Source organism: Dorea sp. OM07-5 (assembly GCF_003481355.1).
GTDB lineage: Bacteria > Bacillota > Clostridia > Lachnospirales > Lachnospiraceae > Dorea_D > Dorea_D hominis.
In genome coordinates this window covers 138,043-156,609 of sequence record NZ_QUKZ01000001.1, presented here as the reverse complement: position 1 = coordinate 156,609, position 18,567 = coordinate 138,043, and the positions used below count along the sequence as shown (strand labels likewise).

Annotated in this window: 17 protein-coding genes; 7 read left to right on the top strand and 10 right to left on the bottom strand. The window is 42.8% G+C overall.

Features of this window, described 5'->3' with window-relative positions; all coding sequences use genetic code 11:
- Position 1: 1 nt before the first annotated feature.
- The 4 genes from DXC04_RS00770 to DXC04_RS00755 form a co-directional block, all read right to left on the bottom strand.
- On the bottom strand, positions 2-2,284 hold the full coding sequence (locus tag DXC04_RS00770; protein WP_021860129.1) for a xanthine dehydrogenase family protein molybdopterin-binding subunit: 2,283 nt from the start codon (positions 2,282-2,284) through the stop codon (positions 2-4).
- A complete protein-coding gene (locus DXC04_RS00765; protein WP_118659550.1) occupies positions 2,272-2,748 on the bottom strand; it encodes a (2Fe-2S)-binding protein in 477 nt (158 codons plus the stop codon). Before DXC04_RS00765 ends, DXC04_RS00770 begins: the two co-directional genes overlap by 13 nt.
- Before the next feature lies 1 nt (position 2,749).
- The gene (locus DXC04_RS00760; protein WP_021860127.1) at positions 2,750-3,523 is read right to left on the bottom strand and encodes an FAD binding domain-containing protein; all 774 of its coding nucleotides are present in this window, start codon (positions 3,521-3,523) and stop codon (positions 2,750-2,752) included.
- A 162-nt stretch (positions 3,524-3,685) separates the two neighbouring features.
- On the bottom strand, positions 3,686-5,101 hold the full coding sequence (locus DXC04_RS00755; RefSeq protein WP_118659548.1) for a uracil-xanthine permease family protein: 1,416 nt from the start codon (positions 5,099-5,101) through the stop codon (positions 3,686-3,688).
- 306 nt (positions 5,102-5,407) lie between these two features.
- Between DXC04_RS00755 and DXC04_RS00750 the strand changes: the two genes are divergently transcribed.
- Genes DXC04_RS00750 through DXC04_RS00740 form a run of 3 tightly spaced genes read left to right on the top strand, consistent with a single transcriptional unit; the run spans position 5,408 to position 7,308 of the window.
- Positions 5,408-5,728 (top strand): PadR family transcriptional regulator, encoded by a 321-nt coding sequence (locus DXC04_RS00750; protein WP_021860125.1) that lies wholly within the window; start codon positions 5,408-5,410, stop codon positions 5,726-5,728.
- Positions 5,725-6,408: a DUF1700 domain-containing protein gene (locus DXC04_RS00745; protein WP_243112073.1), complete on the top strand. Its 684-nt coding sequence runs from the start codon at positions 5,725-5,727 to the stop codon at positions 6,406-6,408. Before DXC04_RS00750 ends, DXC04_RS00745 begins: the two co-directional genes overlap by 4 nt.
- A 3-nt stretch (positions 6,409-6,411) precedes the next feature.
- The gene (locus DXC04_RS00740) at positions 6,412-7,308 is read left to right on the top strand and encodes a DUF4097 family beta strand repeat-containing protein (RefSeq protein WP_118659546.1); all 897 of its coding nucleotides are present in this window, start codon (positions 6,412-6,414) and stop codon (positions 7,306-7,308) included.
- A gap of 218 nt (positions 7,309-7,526) precedes the next feature.
- On the opposite strand, the gene rpsI is transcribed toward DXC04_RS00740, so the two are convergent.
- Together rpsI and rplM are read right to left on the bottom strand one after the other, a co-directional pair.
- Positions 7,527-7,919 carry a 30S ribosomal protein S9 gene (rpsI, locus tag DXC04_RS00735; RefSeq protein ID WP_021860120.1) on the bottom strand — a complete coding sequence of 131 codons (393 nt, stop codon included), beginning with the start codon at positions 7,917-7,919 and terminating at the stop codon, positions 7,527-7,529.
- A 26-nt stretch (positions 7,920-7,945) separates the two neighbouring features.
- Complete coding sequence (gene rplM, locus DXC04_RS00730; protein WP_021860119.1) at positions 7,946-8,374, bottom strand: 50S ribosomal protein L13; 429 nt, start codon at positions 8,372-8,374, stop codon at positions 7,946-7,948.
- 363 nt (positions 8,375-8,737) lie between these two features.
- On the opposite strand from rplM, the gene DXC04_RS00725 reads away from it, so the two are divergent.
- The 4 genes from DXC04_RS00725 to DXC04_RS00710 all read left to right on the top strand — a co-directional run bounded on the left by DXC04_RS00725 (position 8,738) and on the right by DXC04_RS00710 (position 14,322).
- Positions 8,738-10,087, top strand: coding sequence for an MATE family efflux transporter (locus DXC04_RS00725; RefSeq protein WP_118659544.1), 1,350 nt, complete (start codon positions 8,738-8,740; stop codon positions 10,085-10,087).
- A gap of 219 nt (positions 10,088-10,306) precedes the next feature.
- Positions 10,307-11,611 (top strand): alpha-amylase family glycosyl hydrolase, encoded by a 1,305-nt coding sequence (locus DXC04_RS00720; RefSeq protein WP_118659677.1) that lies wholly within the window; start codon positions 10,307-10,309, stop codon positions 11,609-11,611.
- A 156-nt stretch (positions 11,612-11,767) separates the two neighbouring features.
- On the top strand, positions 11,768-12,493 hold the full coding sequence (locus tag DXC04_RS00715) for a rhodanese-like domain-containing protein (RefSeq protein ID WP_158580405.1): 726 nt from the start codon (positions 11,768-11,770) through the stop codon (positions 12,491-12,493).
- A gap of 98 nt (positions 12,494-12,591) precedes the next feature.
- Positions 12,592-14,322, top strand: a complete 1,731-nt coding sequence (locus tag DXC04_RS00710) for a transglutaminase domain-containing protein (RefSeq protein ID WP_118659542.1) — start codon at positions 12,592-12,594, stop codon at positions 14,320-14,322.
- A gap of 66 nt (positions 14,323-14,388) precedes the next feature.
- On the opposite strand, the gene DXC04_RS00705 is transcribed toward DXC04_RS00710, so the two are convergent.
- The 4 genes from DXC04_RS00705 to DXC04_RS00690 form a co-directional block, all read right to left on the bottom strand.
- Positions 14,389-14,898 carry a flavin reductase family protein gene (locus tag DXC04_RS00705; protein WP_118519493.1) on the bottom strand — a complete coding sequence of 170 codons (510 nt, stop codon included), beginning with the start codon at positions 14,896-14,898 and terminating at the stop codon, positions 14,389-14,391.
- Positions 14,899-14,970: 72 nt separating this feature from the next.
- Positions 14,971-16,194, bottom strand: coding sequence for a tyrosine--tRNA ligase (gene tyrS / locus DXC04_RS00700; RefSeq protein WP_118659541.1), 1,224 nt, complete (start codon positions 16,192-16,194; stop codon positions 14,971-14,973).
- 472 nt (positions 16,195-16,666) lie between these two features.
- Positions 16,667-17,431: a DUF5714 domain-containing protein gene (locus DXC04_RS00695; protein WP_021860112.1), complete on the bottom strand. Its 765-nt coding sequence runs from the start codon at positions 17,429-17,431 to the stop codon at positions 16,667-16,669.
- Positions 17,432-17,587: 156 nt separating this feature from the next.
- Positions 17,588-18,532, bottom strand: coding sequence for a TIGR03943 family putative permease subunit (locus DXC04_RS00690; RefSeq protein ID WP_118659539.1), 945 nt, complete (start codon positions 18,530-18,532; stop codon positions 17,588-17,590).
- Positions 18,533-18,567 lie beyond the last annotated feature (35 nt).

The window sequence follows — 18,567 nt, the reverse complement described above, 5'->3', positions numbered from 1 at the left end:
TCTATTCTCCGTCCAAAAGTGCCATAGCAATCTTCTCACTGGTAATTGGAAGGTCTCTGTGCCAGCATCCGGTTGCGTTGTAAATCGCATGCGCAATTGCCGGTGCCGGAGTATTGATTACAATCTCTCCAATTGATTTTACACCAAATGGTCCAGTCGGTTCATAGCTTGGTCTGAATTCCACACGTAGCGGTCCATAATCTCTTCTTGTCGGGATCTTATACTGCATGAAGGAATTATTTATCATCTGACCTTTTTCTGTATACTGGATATTCTCATAAAGAGTCATTCCGATTCCCTGTCCAAGACCGCCTTCTGCCTGAACAGTCGCAAGGTTCGGATTCACAACCGTTCCACAGTCGATGACAGACGCATAGTCCAGAACTTCCACATGACCGGTTGCTTTATCCAGCTCGATCTCGACTGCTCCTGCCATATATGGCGGTGGAGATACCGGCGAGGTGTGGCTTTCTGTAACCTGTAAAGCAAAGTCATTGAAACTCTGTGCTTTAAACCCGACTTCTTCTGTCGTCACAGATCTTCCAGTCTTTATATTGCGCACCTGATGACCTTCCAGTTCGACATCTTCTTCATCACATTCCATCATGAGCGCAGCCAGCTTACAGATTCTCCTCTCAAGCTCAGTACATGCCTTAACAACTGCCTGACCGGTAATATAAGTCGTACTGGATGCATAAGATCCGGAATCATATGGAGAATTGTCCGTATCCGCACCGGACACAAAAATCTCATCCGTCGATACATGCAGTACATCTGCTGCCATCTGTGAAAGAATGGTGTCACATCCGGTTCCCATATCTGCCGCTGCAATGGAAAGTTTGTAGCTGCCGTCTTCATTTAACATTACAGTTGCCGATCCAACATCGACAAAGGAAATACAGGATCCCTGCATTGCCATCGCAATTCCTACAGAACGGACTTTTCCATTTCCCATGTCCCGGCATGGATATTTATCTTTCCATCCGATCATATCTGCCGCTCTCACAAGACATTCATCCAGACGGCAGGACTCCGCAGTCTCATCAAAATAAGCCGGCATTTTCATGCCCTGTTTTAATATATTCTGCATACGCAGTTCTACCGGATCACGTTTCAGAATTCCTGCCAGTTCATTGACCATGGATTCGAGTGCAAAAATTCCCTGTGTTGCTCCGTATCCGCGGTATGCACCCGCGGCAAGCTGATTCGTATAAACTACATCAAACGTATGACGGAATGCCTCCAGATTTCCGGTATACATTGGAATGGACTTATGTCCGGTAAGCCCTGCTGTCGTTGGCCCGTGGTCACCGTAAGCTCCTGTATTCGACAGATTGTAAATATCGATCACTCGAATTTTCCCGTCATTGTCTGCTCCAAGTCTCACAGTGACATCCATCTCATGCCTCGGCGAGCCTGCGATTTGACTTTCCACTCTTGTGTAGATCATCTTGGATGGTTTCTTTGTCATCCACGTTACAAATGCCGGATAGACTTCCGATACTGATGTCTGTTTCGCACCAAATCCGCCGCCAATTCTTGGTTTTATAACACGTATCTTACTCTTCGGGATGCCCAGAGCATTTCCGAGAATACGACGCAGATGGAAAACAATCTGGGTTGAGCTCAGTACAACCAGTCTGCCATATGTGTCCAGATAGCAGGCTGTCCGGAATGTCTCCATCATCGTCTGGTTCACTGCCGGGACATGATAAGTGTGTTCCAGTACGATATCACAGTCTTTAAACGTACCTTCCACATCTCCCTTTTCTTCCTCCATGTGGGCACATAAATTTCGCTTATTGTCTGCGCCAACCGGATACAGGGATTTCCAGCTGTCCTCCGGATGCACCAGTGTCTCGTTGTCCTTCGCAGTATGATAATCCAGCACTGCCGGAAGGACTTTGTATTTCACTTTTAACATCTTAAGTGCACGGTCTACGCATGCCTCGTCCTCACCAGCCACGATTGCAACCGGATCTCCGACAAAACGTACATGCCGATCCAAAATGAGCCGATCATACGGACTCCACTCCGGATACGTCTGCCCCGCCTGCGCAAAACGTTCTTTCGGGACATCCTCCCATGTATAAATAGCTTCAACACCCGGAACTTTCAGTGCGACCGTTTTATTGACTTCTTCTACGATTGCATTAGCGTGCGGACTTCTCAGAACTTTGACAATGAGACATTCCTTTGGCGCAAGATCATCGGTATATACCGGCTGACCGGTCACCAGCGCCATTGCATCTTTTTTGCGTACTCTTTTTCCTACTTCCCGCATGTCGCACCTCCATTTTTCCGATATTCCATAAATGCATGGATTCCCCGGAGCTGTCCTTCATATCCGGAACAGCGGCAGAGGTTTCCTGCCAGATACTGTTTGATTTCTTCGTCTGTCGGTTCTTCTTTCTCCCGGAACAGGGCGATTGCATTCATGATCATGCCCGGATTACAGAAACCACATTGTTCTGCTCCCTGATCGGCAATAAATCTTCCAAACTCTTCTGCCTCTTTCTGAAGTCCTTCCATTGTCTCCACTTTATGTCCATCCGCTCTTGCAGCCAGAACAGCACAGGACAGTACCGGTTTCTCGTCTAAAAATACAGTACACAAGCCACAGTTCGTTGTCTCACAGCCACATTTGACACTGTAGCATCCATGCGCACGCAGAAATTTGAAAAGCGTCATATCCGGGCTGATATCATCAACCACTTTTTTTCCATTTAATATGATACTGATGAGCATCCTACTTTTCCTCCTTTTCTACGTCTTTTATCTTGTCAAAGCATCGTGTGATCAACACCTCTGCCAGATGCGAACGGAATTTCGCCGATGCACGCATATTGCTGTCTGTCTTCACCTGCGCTGCCAGTTTCTTTGCTGACTCTTCACTTAAATCTCCGGCTCCAAAAAGCTCGGCTTTCATCGGTCTTGCTCCGACTGCCACACGGATCTCTTCCCCGGTCTTTGAAGCGGAAACCGCAAGAACCGGAAAATCAGTCTTCGTATTCCGATGGGTCAGATAAGCAAAATGTCCCGGCGTCTTTGCAATACGGACATTTACAAGAATATCATTATCACGTTTCATCTGTGCAAATTCTTCCAACGGAACAATCCCGCCTTTATAAAGCTCTACAGATGTATGCAGAGACAACAATACGGTCAATACATCAGAAAAACCAAATCTTCCAAATACGCTTCCTCCGACGGTTGCTAGATTCCGGAACTGTACTCCTACGATATCCTGCACTGCATCCCGGATCGCATTTTCAAAATAATCATTCAACGCACTGTGAAGTTCCAGTTCACGGAGCGTCACCATCGCTCCAATAATAAATTCTGTATCTGTCTCTTCTATCGTATCCAGTCCGAGTCCGGACAGATCGATCGCTTTTTGCACCTGCACATCACTCATCCGCATCCAGAGCATTCCGCCAAGCACCCGGTTGCTGCGCTTCTGATTCAGTTCATACGCTTCTTCCAGACTGGCTGCTTTTACATATTCTTTTATTCGCAACATCTGTAAAACCTCCTGTTTAGTGGACATACTTTCTTTTTTCACTTAATTATACACTATCTTTTTCTGTTTTTACATAGAAAATCCCCTCGTTTCTTCTGTTATCCAGTGAACAAGGGGATTGCCCATTTCATTTTTTATTTGTCTGTCTGTTTTTATGTATAGTTATTCTTCTGCATCCGGCTTTGCTTCTTCATCTTTCGGCAATGCAATATTTAAAATAATTGCAACAAGTGCTGCCGGCACAATACCGGAGCCTCCGAAAATAAGCTGGATTCCTTCCGGTAATCCGGATAAAACAGCGCTGTTCGCGCCAATACCATATCCAAGTCCAAGCGCTACGGATACGATTGTAATACTTCTCATCGTCATCTTTTCTTTTGTGATCAACTGTATACCACTGATTACAATAGAAGAGAACATCATAACCGCTGCTCCACCAAGAACGCTCTGTGGCATAATAGAAATCAGTGCAGCCAGTTTCGGGAACAATCCGCACAGGATCAGGAAAATTGCTCCTGTAGCGAGCGCGAAACGGTTCACGATCTTCGTCATCGTTACAAGTCCTACATTCTGGCTGAACGATGTATTCGGCAGTACACCGAATAATGCAGCAAGTGTAGATCCGATTCCGTCACAGACAACGCCACCGGAAAGTTCAGAATCTGTTGCCTCTCTGGCCATACCACCTTCGATTACACCGGAGATATCTCCTACTGTCTCTACAGCAGTTACTATAAACATGATCATAACAGGGACAATCGCTCTTGCGTCAAATACAATTTTTATCGGCATAATTTTCGGAACTGCAAACCAGCTTGCCTGTGCAACTTTATCCCAGTTTAATACCCATGCTTTTGTATACTCCACACCATCCGCATCGATACCTGTCGTCGGAAGTACCACGCCCATAATTGCTGCAATGATATAACCCACAATAATACCTATTAAAATAGAAGATGCACTGGTCATTCCTTTTGTACCATGTTTTAAAACAATAATCACAATCAGTACAACCAGACCAAGGAGCAGATTTTCTACAGAGCCAAAATCTTTTGCTGAATTTCCACCGCCAAACGAATTCACACCAACACCTATAAGCGAAAGTCCAATAGACAATACAACTGTACCGGTTACAACTGCCGGGAAAAACTTACGAAGCGGCTTTAATAAAAATCCAAGCACACTCTCAAAAAGTCCGCCGATCACAGAAGCCCCCATAATGGCACCATATCCTAAGACACCTCCGCCCATCACACTGGCAACACTGCTACAGACTCCGATAAATCCGGAACTGGTTCCCATGATGATCGGAACTTTTCCACCAATCGGTCCAATCGCATAAAGCTGAATCAACGTTACAACACCCGCGATCAACATCGCATTCTGTAAAAGCGCAATCTGAACGTCTGCAAATTCTGTTCCGGAGGCAATTCCACAGGCTCCTGTAATAATAAGAACCGGTGTCAAGTTACCTACAAACATTGCAAATACATGCTGCAGACCAAGGAGAATCGCTTTTCCCAGCGGAAGCTTCCCATAGAAGTCGTACTCCGCTCCTTTGTTTTCTACTTCTTTCATTTCTTTAGTCTCCTTTTTGCTATATAATAGGCAGCCGACCACGACTGCCTTATTTTGACAACTTATTATAGCGCAATTTTTTTATCCTGTACAGATTTACATATTATTTTTCATCTGGAACAATATATATTTTTTTTATATATGCTATTGACATCCCATTTCTGTCGCTTTATGATATATATATAATTTATATATATAATTTTTATATATGATATCAGGTTACAAAAGTCTTACATTCATATGTGCCTGCACATAAGTAGCTGGAAGACTTTTGTAACCGTCCCAATATTACAAGGAGGTATTGCGATGTATTACTTTCCAGTATCCGCTCTGCTGATCGAATATCTGATCCTTACAATCGTAGATTCCAGGGACTCTTACGGATACGAGATCAGCCAGACGATCAAACTGGTCGCTGATATTAAGGAATCAACCTTATATCCAATCCTGAAACGCATGGAAAAAGCCGGTTACGTCACAACTTATTCACAGGAATTTCAAGGAAGAAAGAGAAAATATTACTCCATCACTCCTTCCGGCAAAGAACAGATGAATTATCTGCATACAGAATGGAACGCTTACCGGGATACTATTGATGGAATTATAGAAGGGAGAATCAGACATTGAGTATCACAACAAAGAAAGAATACCTGGATCAACTGCATAAATATCTGAAGAAACTTCCACGCGAAGATTATGAAGATGCCATGGAATACTTTACCGAATATTTTGAAGAGACAGACGAGGAAGGCGCACAAAAATTAATGGAAGAACTCGGCACTCCAAAGCAGGCAGCAAGAGATCTGATCGGCAATCTGTTAGACAAGAAAACAAATGCTTATCACACTTCTGCGCCCTCACCAAATGCATATAACACAACATCAGAGTTACCAAAGAAACGAAAAAATTCACATATTATCTGGATTGCATGTCTTGCACTCCTTGCAGCACCAATCGGGGGACCATTGCTTTTAGCTGCCGCAGTTGTTATCTTCTGCATCTTCCTCTGCCTTGCACTTTTGCTTTTCTGTGGATTTCTGCTTGTATTCTGCGGAATTATTGCAGGTGTTGTCATTGCCATCCGTGGAATTCTGGCGATTCCATTTTCTTCTGCCGGATTTGCCGTCGTTGCCGGAAGTGGGCTGCTTATACTGGGTGTCAGCATCCTGTCTGCTTTATTTATCTACTGGCTGTGTCGCCTGGCAGCCAGACTTTTTGTAAAACTTGTCAGATATCTGACTAACAGAACCAGTCACCGTCAAAATCTTTCCAATACTATTGGAACTACAGGAAAGGAGATGCGATAAATTATGAAAAACTGGAAAAAAATTACACTCATCACTGGCACAGTCTGCACTATACTTGGATTTTTTCTTCTAATTTTCGGTCTATTTGCAGGTGGTATCCAATATCTGACATCCACTGATCTTGGCAGTTTTAATAATTCCGATAAAAGTGCAGCAAAAGTTCAGAAATTAGTTACAGAAGAACTTTCTCCATATAAAAACTTGGATGTATCTCTGGATTCCTTGAATCTGCAAGTGCGCTATTCAAAAGATAATACCTATGCTCTTTCATATAAAAATACTAAGACATCTAAAACGAAAAGCACCATTCCAATTACCTGGTCACAGTCCGGAAACACTTTAAAAATCCGTGAGCGTAATTTGAAAAAGCATACCTGGTTTCATATTGACCTTAACTTTCTGATCTGCCTTTTCGGAAACGATGATGAAAAAGAAGCAGTATCTGATGAAGATATGGTAACTTTATATATTCCGAAGAATGCTGCTTTTGACCAGATTACACTGGAAAACAATGATGGTAATCTGCTCCTTAACAATCTTAGAACCAGCCAAGGTATTATCCAGGTCAATGATGGCGATATTATTTTCAAGAACTGTGCACTACGCAATACACTACTAACTTCTAATGACGGAGATGTTCTTAGTACCGCTACTACCTATTCCGGAAATACGGCAATCACATGCAAAGATGGAGATGTACTTTTCTATCGTGCAGCAGATGTATTGAAGCCACTTTCCCTGAAACTTGAAACGAACGACGGTGAAATCATTGTTCCTTCTTCATTTTCCGGAAAAGTAAAGGAAAAAGATGATAAAAGCATCTACCAGCAGAATGGCAGGGATGGATACGGAACTTTATCCATTCAATCAGAAGACGGAGATATTGTCTTACATGCTTAAAATCATATATCTTCTCGTTTCCTATACATACATGCTTTGGGTAAATATTTTTGTTTTTATAGACACTTAAAACAATCCCAAGCATTGCATAGCATACGACAATATAGTTCCCTCCCGCCGACAGAAATGGCAGGAATTCCCAAAAATTTTAAGTATAAAGAAACCCCCAAAGCACAAGGCTTTGAGGGTTTTTTGTAAATTCTTTGTTCTGTTTTGAATTATCTCTTTGAGAACTGTGGTGCTCTACGAGCTGCTTTGAGACCGTATTTCTTACGTTCTTTCATACGTGGATCACGTGTTAAATATCCGGCTTTCTTAAGTACCGGTCTGTAATCAGCATCAGCCTCAAGAAGTGCTCTTGCGATACCATGACGGATTGCTCCAGCCTGTCCTGTGTATCCGCCACCTTTAACATTAACGATAACGTCGAATTTTCCTTCAGTCTCTGTAGCAACCAACGGCTGACGTACAACAACCTTTAATGTTTCAAGTCCAAGATACTCGTCAATATCTCTTTTATTAATTGTAATGTTACCTGTTCCAGGTACTAAATATACTCTTGCGATAGATTTTTTTCTTCTTCCTGTTCCGTAGAATTTTGCCTTAGCCACTGTAATATCCTCCTTTCAACCTTTCCTTAGAATTTCAGTTCAACTGGTTTCTGAGCTTCCTGTTTGTGCTCCGGTCCAGCGTATACATGAAGTTTCTTGATCATTGCTCTTCCTAAAGGTCCTTTCGGAAGCATTCCTTTTACAGCCAGTTCGATAACTTTCTCAGGTTTCTTAGCCATCATCTCTTTTAATGTAGTCTCTTTCATTCCTCCTACATAATCAGAGTGATTATAATATACTTTCTGATCCAGTTTCTTTCCTGTTACTTTTACCTTCTCAGCATTTACAACTACTACGTAATCACCTGTGTCTACATGTGGTGTAAATTCTGGTTTATTCTTACCTCTTAAAACTTTAGCTACTTCTGATGACAGACGTCCTAATGTACATCCAGCAGCGTCAACTACGTACCATTTTCTTTCAATCTTATCTGGATTAGCCATATAAGTTTTCATTGGTTTCCCTCCTGTGAATCATTAACTTTTTCATTAACACTTTCATGATAAATATATTGAAATCAATAAAGCTCCGGGGCTTTGGTGCTTTACTGTTTCTCCTTTTGTCATACTGCATTATTATATTACACAACCCCGTGTGTGTCAACCTTTTTTATAAACAATATGCTGTTTTCTTCATCTTTCGATCTCAATACTATCTTATGGTGTCAAGGTTAAAAAACTCCACTCGTGTGCAAGCACATCGTGATTTTCAGTCTTTTGACCATGGAAGCATCTTATAGTATAATATTTTCTGTTGAGCTCTTATTTTAACATAAGATCAATAATTTATACAATTAATAATATTTGGGGGAAAACTAAATGAAAAAGAACATTGATATGCTCCATGGACCTGTGCTGCCGGCACTTACGAAGCTGGCACTTCCGATCATGGCAACTTCACTTATCCAAATGGCGTACAACCTGACTGACATGATCTGGATAGGAAGGCTGGGGAGCAACGCTGTAGCCGCAGTCGGCGCAGCAGGTATGTATATGTGGCTTTCCAACGGGCTGGCTTCACTGTCTAAAATGGGTGGTCAGGTAAATACAGGCTACTCACTGGGGAGCGGTAGCCGCAAAGAAGCTGCCGGATATATCGCAAACACTTTACGTTTTGCAGCCATTTCGGGCATTATTTTTGGTATTGTCTGCATGTTGTCCGCAACACCATTAATCGGTTTTTTCAATCTGAACAGTCCACAGGTTATCGCCGATGCGAAAATCTATCTCCAGATCACTTGTGGTCTGGTTGTATTTTCCTTTGTGAATCAGAGCTTTACCGGAATCTTTACGGCACTTGGAAACAGCAAGGCTGCTTTTCTCGCTACCACATCCGGTCTGATCGTCAATATCATTCTGGATCCAGTTCTTATTTTCGGTCTCGGACCATTTCCGGCTATGCGGATCATGGGTGCTGCTGTCGCAACCGTAATCGCACAAGCGATCGTAACCCTGACATTTCTTATATTTACAAGGAAAGATACTCTGATTTTCCCGGAAGTACATTTCTTCGGAAAACCGAACATGCACTATCTTACTTCTATTATAAAGATTGGCCTTCCGACTTCCATCCAGAGTATGCTGTTTACCGGCATTTCCATGATTATTGCAAGACTGGTTGCAGGCTATGGAGATGCGGCTGTTGCTGTGCAGAAAGTTGGTTCACAGATTGAATCCATTTCCTGGATGACGGCTGATGGTTTTGCCGCTGCCGTCAATTCTTTTATTGCGCAGAATCACGGTGCCGGAAACCGCGACCGTATCCGCAAGGGCTATTCGCATGCCATGGGAATCGTGCTGGTCTGGGGAATCTTCTGCACACTGCTTCTGATTCTCTGCCCGGAACCAATCTTCCGGATCTTTATCACAGAACCGGATGTCATACCAATGGGCGTGGACTATTTGATGATCCTCGGCGTGTCACAACTCTTTATGAGCGTAGAGATCACTACAGCCGGTGCATTTTCCGGCTACGGCCGTACAGTACCGCCGTCTGTCATCAGTATTATATTTACCTCCGCGCGGATTCCTCTGGCGATGCTGCTGATCACAACGTCACTCGCCTTAAACGGTATCTGGTGGAGTATAACCATTTCCAGCATTTTCAAAGGGATTTTACTGCTGATCTGGTTTTTGTTCTTTTTAAGGAAAGAAATGAAAAAATTCTGATTTATTTTAATGATGCCAGGGGCAAAAGCCTGAACTCACGATGTGCTTGCACATAAGTGGTTTTATGGCTTAGTGACCCGCTCGATATGAGCATAAAAGTGGAGCGCAAGCTTCATGATATGCGGATATTGGGCAGAATTGCAGGAGCGCGAAGTACGGAACAATTCGTATGGCATCTTTCTAAATACAATTATCATCAACAGGGAGGACTTAATTATTATGTGGGCTTATGAAGGCGTTTTTTATCAAATCTATCCGATTGGATTCTGCGGTGCACCTGTGCACAATGACGGCGTGACCGTTTCCAGAATTCTGAAATTAAAGAACTGGGCAGGTTATCTCGGTGACCTCGGGATTACTTCTATATTATTAAACCCGATTTTTGAATCCGACAATCACGGATATGACACGAGAGATTTTAAGAAGATTGACTGCCGTCTCGGCACAAATGAAGATTTCGCTGAAGTATGTAAATCGCTCCATGAAAATGGTGTGAAAATCGTTCTCGACGGTGTTTTCAACCATGTCGGTCGTGGTTTCTGGGCGTTCAAAGATGTACAGGAGAAGAAATGGGATTCTCCTTACAAGGACTGGTTCCATATCAGCTTTGACGGAAACAGCTGCTATGATGACGGTTTCTGGTACGAGGGCTGGGAAGGTCATTTTGAATTGGTAAAATTAAATCTGCAAAACCCGGCAGTCGTCGATTATCTTCTGGAATGTGTAAAATTCTGGATCAATACTTTTGACATCGACGGGCTCCGGCTGGATGTCGCTTACAGTCTGGATCACAATTTCATGCGCAGGCTCCGTAGTTATACCCAGGAATTAAAGCCTGATTTCGCACTGATTGGTGAAGTTCTTTTTGGTGATTATAATATTATCGTCAATGATGAAATGCTTCACAGCTGCACAAATTATGAATGTTACAAAGGCTTGTACTCCAGCTTCAATTCCATGAATCTGTTCGAGATTGCCCATTCTCTGCACCGCCAGTTCGGGGCTGATCCATGGTGCATTTACCGTGGAAAACATTTGATGACATTTGCAGATAACCACGACGTCACAAGACTTGCCAGCATCCTGACAAACAAAGCTCATATTCCACTTGCTTATGGACTACTTCTCGGCATGCCGGGTGTACCGTGTCTTTATTATGGAAGCGAATGGGCTGAACCGGGAGAGAAAGCTCCGGATAATGATTACGCACTGCGTCCTTGCTTCGATGCGCCAAAGCCGAATGACCTGACCTCATTTATCAAAAAATTAATTCAGATTCGCGAGCACAGCGATGCACTCTGCAACGGCTCTTACAGAAATGTTGTGATTCAGAATCATCAGCTAATCTTTGAACGCTGCACGGAGAACACACGTGTTCTCGTTGCCATTAACGCTGCTGACTATCCATACACCGCTTATCACGGTGACCTGAGCGGTCAAATGACGGATCTGATCACCGGCGAAACCGTTACCATGCAGGGACAACTTGAGCTGCCCCCATACAGCGTGCAGTATTTAAGATAATGCCATAATAATCAAATTGCACAATTCAAAGCATCAAGATATGCCAAAACGTAAAATTTTTAACAAAAAAACTTACATTTTCCTTGTAATTGCAATTTATTGTTGCTACAATGCAATTAGATAATTTTTTCATAAACAAAGAGGAGGCATGTAAAAATGAAAAAAAGAAACATTATCACATCTATTGCATTAGCTGGTGCCCTGTGCTTCAGCTCATTACTTCCGGTATCTGCTGCCACATTTGACAACAGTGGAATCAAGGAAACCCAGGTTGAAAAAGTTACATATCAGTTCATGAACGAAACACAGGCTGGTAAGTACAAACTTGTTGACACAGATACTCTGCACAGTTGGGTTTCAAAGAAAGACAAGATGATCATTGTAGACACAATGCCGGCTGCTGCATCTTACGACAAGCAGCATGTTCCTGGTGCTATCAACTCAGTTGCTCCAATGAAAGAAGCTGAGTACACACCAGAACAGAAAGCTGATCTGACCAGCCAGGTTGAGAAGCTTCTTCCAAACAAGACAATCTCAAAGACAACTTCAAAAACTACATGGTCTAAAGTTTCTAAGAAAACTTACAGCAAACTGAAAAAAGCTTACAGAAAAACGAAAAAAGTAAAAAAAGGCAAAAAGACAGTTACATATTATTACAAAAAAGTTGTAAAGAAATCTACAAAGAAAACTACTATCAAAGATAAAAACTACAAGATCGTAGTATACTGTGGCCATATCGGATGTGCTCGTTCTCACGTTGCTGCAGCTTACCTTGTAAAACAGGGATACACAAATGTATATCGTTACGGCGGTGGAATCAGTGCATGGGTTGATGCAGGATATCCTGCCGAGAAAGTTGAAACCGAACAGCCGGCACAATAATAAGGAGCTCATGGATTTGAATGGTTCCAGGTAATCACAACGGGGAGTTGATAGACAGCTCCCCGTTTTTTCAACAATGAAGAGAGAGAGGTTATGAAATGCAACATTCTATTTCTTTAAAAAAACGGCTTCTGACGCTTCTGATAGCAGCTGAATTTTTATTAGGCTCGGTATTTGCGGCCGGATCAGAAACATCCGCAGCCACAAGCCGTCTCAAGGTGTCACCGACTAAGAAAACGATTTATGTCGGAAAGGCAACCACCCTTAAGGCCAACAAGAAAGTTCGCTGGTCTGTATACAAAGGAAAGAAATATGTAAAAATTGTTTCCAAATCAAAATATGCGAAAAAAATCACCGTTAAAGGATTAAAGAACGGAACATCTTATATCAAAGCAAAATACGGAAAAAAAATAAAAAAAGTTAAAATTACCGTTAAGAAAAAAACAGTTGCAAGCAACGTTCCAACGAAGATCACACTTGCAGCCACCCAGAATTCTATTGGTGTAGGTGACCACTGTTCTGTATATGTAAAATCCGTATCACCTTCTACCGCAAGCAAGGCTGTGACCTATTCATCCAGCAATGAAAAGATAGCTACTGTATCCCGAAGCGGACTGATCTCAGGAGTCAAAGATGGTACAGTTACGATCACAGCGACTTCAACAAAAAACAATGCACGGAAAGCAACTATCAAGATTACTGTTTTAAAAACACTTCGTGGCACTGTCAAACTGACCGCAAGCCTTTCCACTGAAGAGAAATGCCCAAAGGGAAAAGTGGCACGCCTTTGGATTCCGGTGCCTGAAACAGACGCAAATGGTTCACAGACTGTTTCTCCTTCCAGTATCAAATACACAGCAAAACACGCCACAGAAGCAAAGATTACGACAGACTCTGCCGGTAACAAAGCCTTATACGTTGAATGGGATGAGAATGCAGACCCGAAAGATCGTACAGTTGATTTCTCCTTCAATGTAGTTCGAAGAGAAATCATCCGCCCTGCCAACATGCAGGCATTAGAAAAAGGTACTGTTGATAAAGAAAAAATGGCGCCATATCTGAAAGAAACCAAGCGAAGCGGATCTCTGACCAGCGGAATTGTAAAAGAAACAGCTGACAAAATCGTCAAAGACGCACATGCTACTACTGTTTATAAGAAAGCATATGCCATTTATGACTGGGTCTGCGAAAATCTAAGGCGTGACAATAGCACTCCGGCGATCGGTTCAGGAGATGTACAGTATATTCTTAAAAATACCGATAAAGGTATCGGAAAATGTACTGACGTAAATGCTGTATTCGTCGCACTCTGCAGAGCGGAAGGCATCCCTGCAAGAAGTGTTTACGGATTAAAGCTGAATGCCATGATCGATAATCCTAATACTCCTTATGTTCAGAAATGCAAGCCACAATATTATCTGCCAGGATATGGATGGGCAGAAGCTGATGTGAGTGCATTGCTGAAACTCCCGGATATCATGGGACACGAAGATGATTATCGTGGAAAAAATGTATCAGCAGAGAAAGCCCAAATCTGGAAATCCTTAAAAGACGAATACTGGGGTTCAGCCGATGATCACTGGATGATGCTAAGTGCCGGCGGAGATATCACACTTTCTCCAAAACAGGACGAAAAAACTGCAGCCGATGCAGTACTTAACCCAGATGGCTCTGTAAAAAATTACGGAATCCTTAACGGCGATGGAACCCTACACTATTTTATATATCCATATGCAGAATATGACGGACATTATCTAAAAAACTATGGCACTACCGAATTTGATTACAAATACTCTTTTGAAGAAGGTAATGACGACTGCGGATGCTAAGGAAAAAAGCGGTTGGAATGCTGACATATCATCAGCGTTCCAACCACTTTTTATCTTGGTATCACGTTATTGTTTCTCTAATACCTTCACGATCTCTGCCATATACATGGTGTGATAATCTTTCTGCGGATACCATCTTGTATCACATTCTTCATCTGTGAAACATTCTGGCAGCATATCCTGCGCATAAAGCTTTCTGCACACAAATACCAGATCTGCTTCCTCAACTGCTGTTGTTCCATCCACATAATATGGATGAAGTCCGGCTTCTGCCCACTTATCTTCCACATCTCGTCCGGAGACTCTTCCACACACATTCAGCGCTTCCCTTTTCTCTTCCGGCAGGAAAGAAAGTGTAAAATACTCTGAATTATCTACAAATTCTTTCGTATATCTCTGCGGACGGATGTAAGCAGTTGCCACATTCTTGCCCCACATGATTCCGACTCCGCCCCAGCTGGCTGTCATCGTATTGCTCTTCTTCTCATCACCTGCCGTGATCAGCATCCATTCTTTGGAAATCTTGTGAAATGGATTGATTTTTAATGTATCAATAGAAATCTCTTTAAATGCCATTTTCTACGCCTGCTTTCTGATTTTTTATTTTTTCATATACTGTTCTTTATACTTTGCATTTATAATTCCGGATTATTTCATAATCACTTTACGGAAATTCTTCTTTCCTTTTTTCAGTACAAGACCTTCTCCGCTCATATCTTCTGCCTTAAACGCTGCATGGATATCTGTAACTTTTTCACCATCAACAGCAACTCCGCCCTGCTGTACTGCACGGCGTGCTTCTGATTTGGATGGAACCAGTCCGGCTTTTACAAGCATTGTCATAATGTCAATCTCACCATCTGTCATGTCATCAGCTGTAAGTTCTGCTGTCGGCATATCAGCGGCAGCACCTTTGCTGAACAGTGCTCTTGCAGCTTCCTGCGCTTTCACAGCCTCTTCTTCACCATGGACAAGTTTTGTCAGTTCATAAGCAAGAATCTCTTTTGCTGTATTTAACTGTGCGCCTTCCCAGCTGTCCATCTTGTCAATCTCTTCCAGCGGAAGGAATGTCAGCATACGGATACATTTCAGAACGTCTGCATCTGCAACATTTCTCCAATACTGATAGAAATCAAATGGAGAAGTCTTCTCCGGATCAAGCCATACAGCACCACTCTGTGTTTTACCCATCTTCTTGCCTTCTGAGTTCAGAAGCAGTGTAATCGTCATCGCACTTGCGTCTTTCCCAAGTTTACGGCGAATCAGTTCTGTACCTGCAAGCATATTGCTCCACTGGTCATCTCCACCAAATTCCAGATTACATCCATATTTCTGGAATAACTCATAGAAATCATATGCCTGCATGATCATGTAGTTAAACTCAAGGAAACTTAATCCTTTCTCCATTCTCTGTTTGTAACATTCAGCAGTCAGCATACGGTTTACGCTGAAATGAGCACCTACTTCACGAAGTACTTCAATGTAGTTCAGATCCATCAGCCAGTCTGCATTATTTACCATCAATGCTTTTCCATCTGAGAAATCAATAAAACGGCTCATCTGCTTTTTAAAGCAGTCACAGTTATGCTGGATTGTCTCCGGTGTCATCATCTGACGCATATCTGTACGACCGGATGGGTCTCCGATCATCGCTGTTCCTCCACCGATCAGAGCGATCGGTTTATTTCCTGCTTCCTGAAGACGTTTCATCAGGCACAATGCCATGAAATGTCCGACATGAAGGCTGTCTGCTGTCGGATCAAATCCAATATAGAATGTTGCTTTTCCATTATTTACCAAATCTCTGATCCGTTCTTCGTCTGTTACCTGCGCGATCAGTCCGCGGGCTTTTAACTCTTCATAAATTCCCATTTTCCTGTCCTCTCCTTTTCTTATCTTAAGATTTACTTTCACGCAAAAAAAGTCCTTACCTGATCAAACAATCAGATAAGGACGAGATTATCGTGTTACCACCTTATATTCACCGATATGCTTACGCTTATCAGCCTCAGAAGGTCTGCGTGTTCACAAACCTGTGCACATAACGTATGCCACACGTCGCAGCCTACAAAACGCTTCTATGCAGGTATCTTATGAAACCATACATGCGCTTCTTCGGTGCGCAGCTCCGGGATGTATTCGCAACCATGTCCTTTGTGCGCCTCTCACCAGCCGGCAACTCTCTGTACAGGTGTCAAGACTGTTACTTCTTCTCTTCTTCGCCTTTGTAAATATTCTCATATCGTTTAAAGACTAACTTATTTGCAGATATTTGTCAAGGCTTTTATTGCCTGAAATGTCCCGGCAATATTCCCAAAATAATATGCCCATTCCCAGTCACGCCTTATTGTAATAATGCAGGATCAGAAGAGACCTTACGAATTGCTCCGTATTTCGTACTCTCATAATTCTTATAATACGGGCACTGTGCTTTCAGGCACTGTGCATTTTCATCTGAAAATGTACAACATATCTTCTCTGGCAATTCCATCTTCACACCCAACTCTTTCTCCACAAAATTCACTGCTTCTGTCACAGCCTTGAAGGAATCCCGTTTACAGCATCTTGGACCGCCCGCCTCACCGATTGCCTCTAACGCTCTGGCAGTCATGCGGTTTGCTCTTCCCCAGGATTTTCCGGTAAGCGGTGTAGCCTTTAAAATAATGCTCATGAAAATGCCCGTACTCACTGCAGCTCCACAGCACCCCCACATTCCACAGGCACCACCCGGATATTCACTGCCACGATGCCGCATTTCTTCCAGTGCATCTTCAAAAGAATCCACTTTTCCGCCTGCATTCTTATATGCCGCCAGAAGTGCTGCTCCGACAAGAATATGATGTTCCGGTCCATGCATGTAAATGTATGGATTCTCCATAATCTCCTGCATAATCTCAATCGGATTCACCGAAGTCGTTTTGCCCGTTTCTTCCATGATCACTTCTACGCCTTTTTTCTCATGACAGCTATCACATACATAATGTCCATCTTCACAGCACGCATAACTTTCAAATATCTGATGGCACATCTGACATTCTAACTTTTCTGCCTTCTCTGTGTATACTAACGATTTCCCGCACACCAGACAGGCGCCTTCTCCTCTCGCCATACCTTTTCTCTCCTTTTTTTAATGTGCCTTGCATATTCTCGTGCCAGGAGCGCGATTATATGCAACACTCTACCTCTCATGCGAGTGTGCAACTCGCCAGAGGCTTATTATATAATAACAGATCTGCCTGAAAAGACAGATCTGTCTGTAATTACATTATCCCAAAAATACTACATCATCTTTCGGTTTCTCCGCCTCTGTCAGTTCTTCCAGATAAAGTACTGGCTGCTTACGGTCCGGATACATGACTGCTTCATACTCAAATCTTGCCCGCACATGTATCCACTGATTCTTCTTAACCTTTGTTCCATCTGTGATCTTGCACGGATATCCGTAATAACGGACATCATTTGCACAACAGGTCATAATCTTACGCACCGGCACAAACATGTCATCTCCCATTCCTCTCGGGATAAGTACCTGCGCTGTAAATTCAACTTCCTTGTGCAGATACAATTCCGGATGATCATATGCATCTACATACCATACACCGAAATCCATATCCTCAATCACAATCTTGTCTCCCTTTACATCATATGGAAGATCGTCCTCTGACGGTTCAATGATCTTGCCTTCCAGATCTTCAAAAATCAGCTGTGCCATCGGATTCTGTACCTTCAAGGCACGGCGGAATCCGGCACGGCTCATGTTGCGGTCACAGCGGTTAACAATGATCAGTGAAGATTCTGTCAGCTGCTCCATCAGCATATTACGCATATTTGTCAGATACATATCCAGTGTTGTTCCGTCCACAGTAGAGTAGATTCCCTGAATCTCCCATCCACGTGGGTAACGCATCTTAATCAGTTTTTCCAACTTCCACATACCATTGAACTCAATCACGACCTGTGTCGGCTGGTAATTCTTCAAACAATTTTTGAAAAATGTAGGATTCAGCTGCTCTTCCTCTTCTACCTGCAGCATTACCATATTCTTCATCTTCAAATATTCCGGTGAAAACTCTTTCTCACCTTCCTCACATACGATCAGAAGTGTAAGTCCCGGTTCGATCCAGTCCTGTGTCATCAAAGTATCTTTGATCAGTGTTGTCTTACCACTGTCCAGAAATCCGGTACAAATAAAAATCGGTGTTGTTCCCATTTGTTTCTCCTTCTATATCCTGATTTAAAACTCCA

Coding starts and splice junctions, on each gene's coding strand:
- DXC04_RS00755 (WP_118659548.1), bottom strand. CDS start 5,101: ATGAAAGAAGTAGAAAACAAAGGAGCGGAGTACGACTTCTATGGGAAG.
- DXC04_RS00770 (WP_021860129.1), bottom strand. CDS start 2,284: ATGCGGGAAGTAGGAAAAAGAGTACGCAAAAAAGATGCAATGGCGCTG.
- DXC04_RS00705 (WP_118519493.1), bottom strand. CDS start 14,898: ATGGCATTTAAAGAGATTTCTATTGATACATTAAAAATCAATCCATTT.
- tyrS (WP_118659541.1), bottom strand. CDS start 16,194: ATGGGAATTTATGAAGAGTTAAAAGCCCGCGGACTGATCGCGCAGGTA.
- DXC04_RS00690 (WP_118659539.1), bottom strand. CDS start 18,532: ATGGGAACAACACCGATTTTTATTTGTACCGGATTTCTGGACAGTGGT.
- DXC04_RS00695 (WP_021860112.1), bottom strand. CDS start 17,431: ATGGCGAGAGGAGAAGGCGCCTGTCTGGTGTGCGGGAAATCGTTAGTA.
- DXC04_RS00715 (WP_158580405.1), top strand. CDS start 11,768: ATGAAAAAAAGAAACATTATCACATCTATTGCATTAGCTGGTGCCCTG.
- DXC04_RS00750 (WP_021860125.1), top strand. CDS start 5,408: ATGTATTACTTTCCAGTATCCGCTCTGCTGATCGAATATCTGATCCTT.
- rplM (WP_021860119.1), bottom strand. CDS start 8,374: ATGAAAACTTATATGGCTAATCCAGATAAGATTGAAAGAAAATGGTAC.
- DXC04_RS00760 (WP_021860127.1), bottom strand. CDS start 3,523: ATGTTGCGAATAAAAGAATATGTAAAAGCAGCCAGTCTGGAAGAAGCG.
- DXC04_RS00710 (WP_118659542.1), top strand. CDS start 12,592: ATGCAACATTCTATTTCTTTAAAAAAACGGCTTCTGACGCTTCTGATA.
- DXC04_RS00740 (WP_118659546.1), top strand. CDS start 6,412: ATGAAAAACTGGAAAAAAATTACACTCATCACTGGCACAGTCTGCACT.
- DXC04_RS00725 (WP_118659544.1), top strand. CDS start 8,738: ATGAAAAAGAACATTGATATGCTCCATGGACCTGTGCTGCCGGCACTT.
- DXC04_RS00720 (WP_118659677.1), top strand. CDS start 10,307: ATGTGGGCTTATGAAGGCGTTTTTTATCAAATCTATCCGATTGGATTC.
- DXC04_RS00765 (WP_118659550.1), bottom strand. CDS start 2,748: ATGCTCATCAGTATCATATTAAATGGAAAAAAAGTGGTTGATGATATC.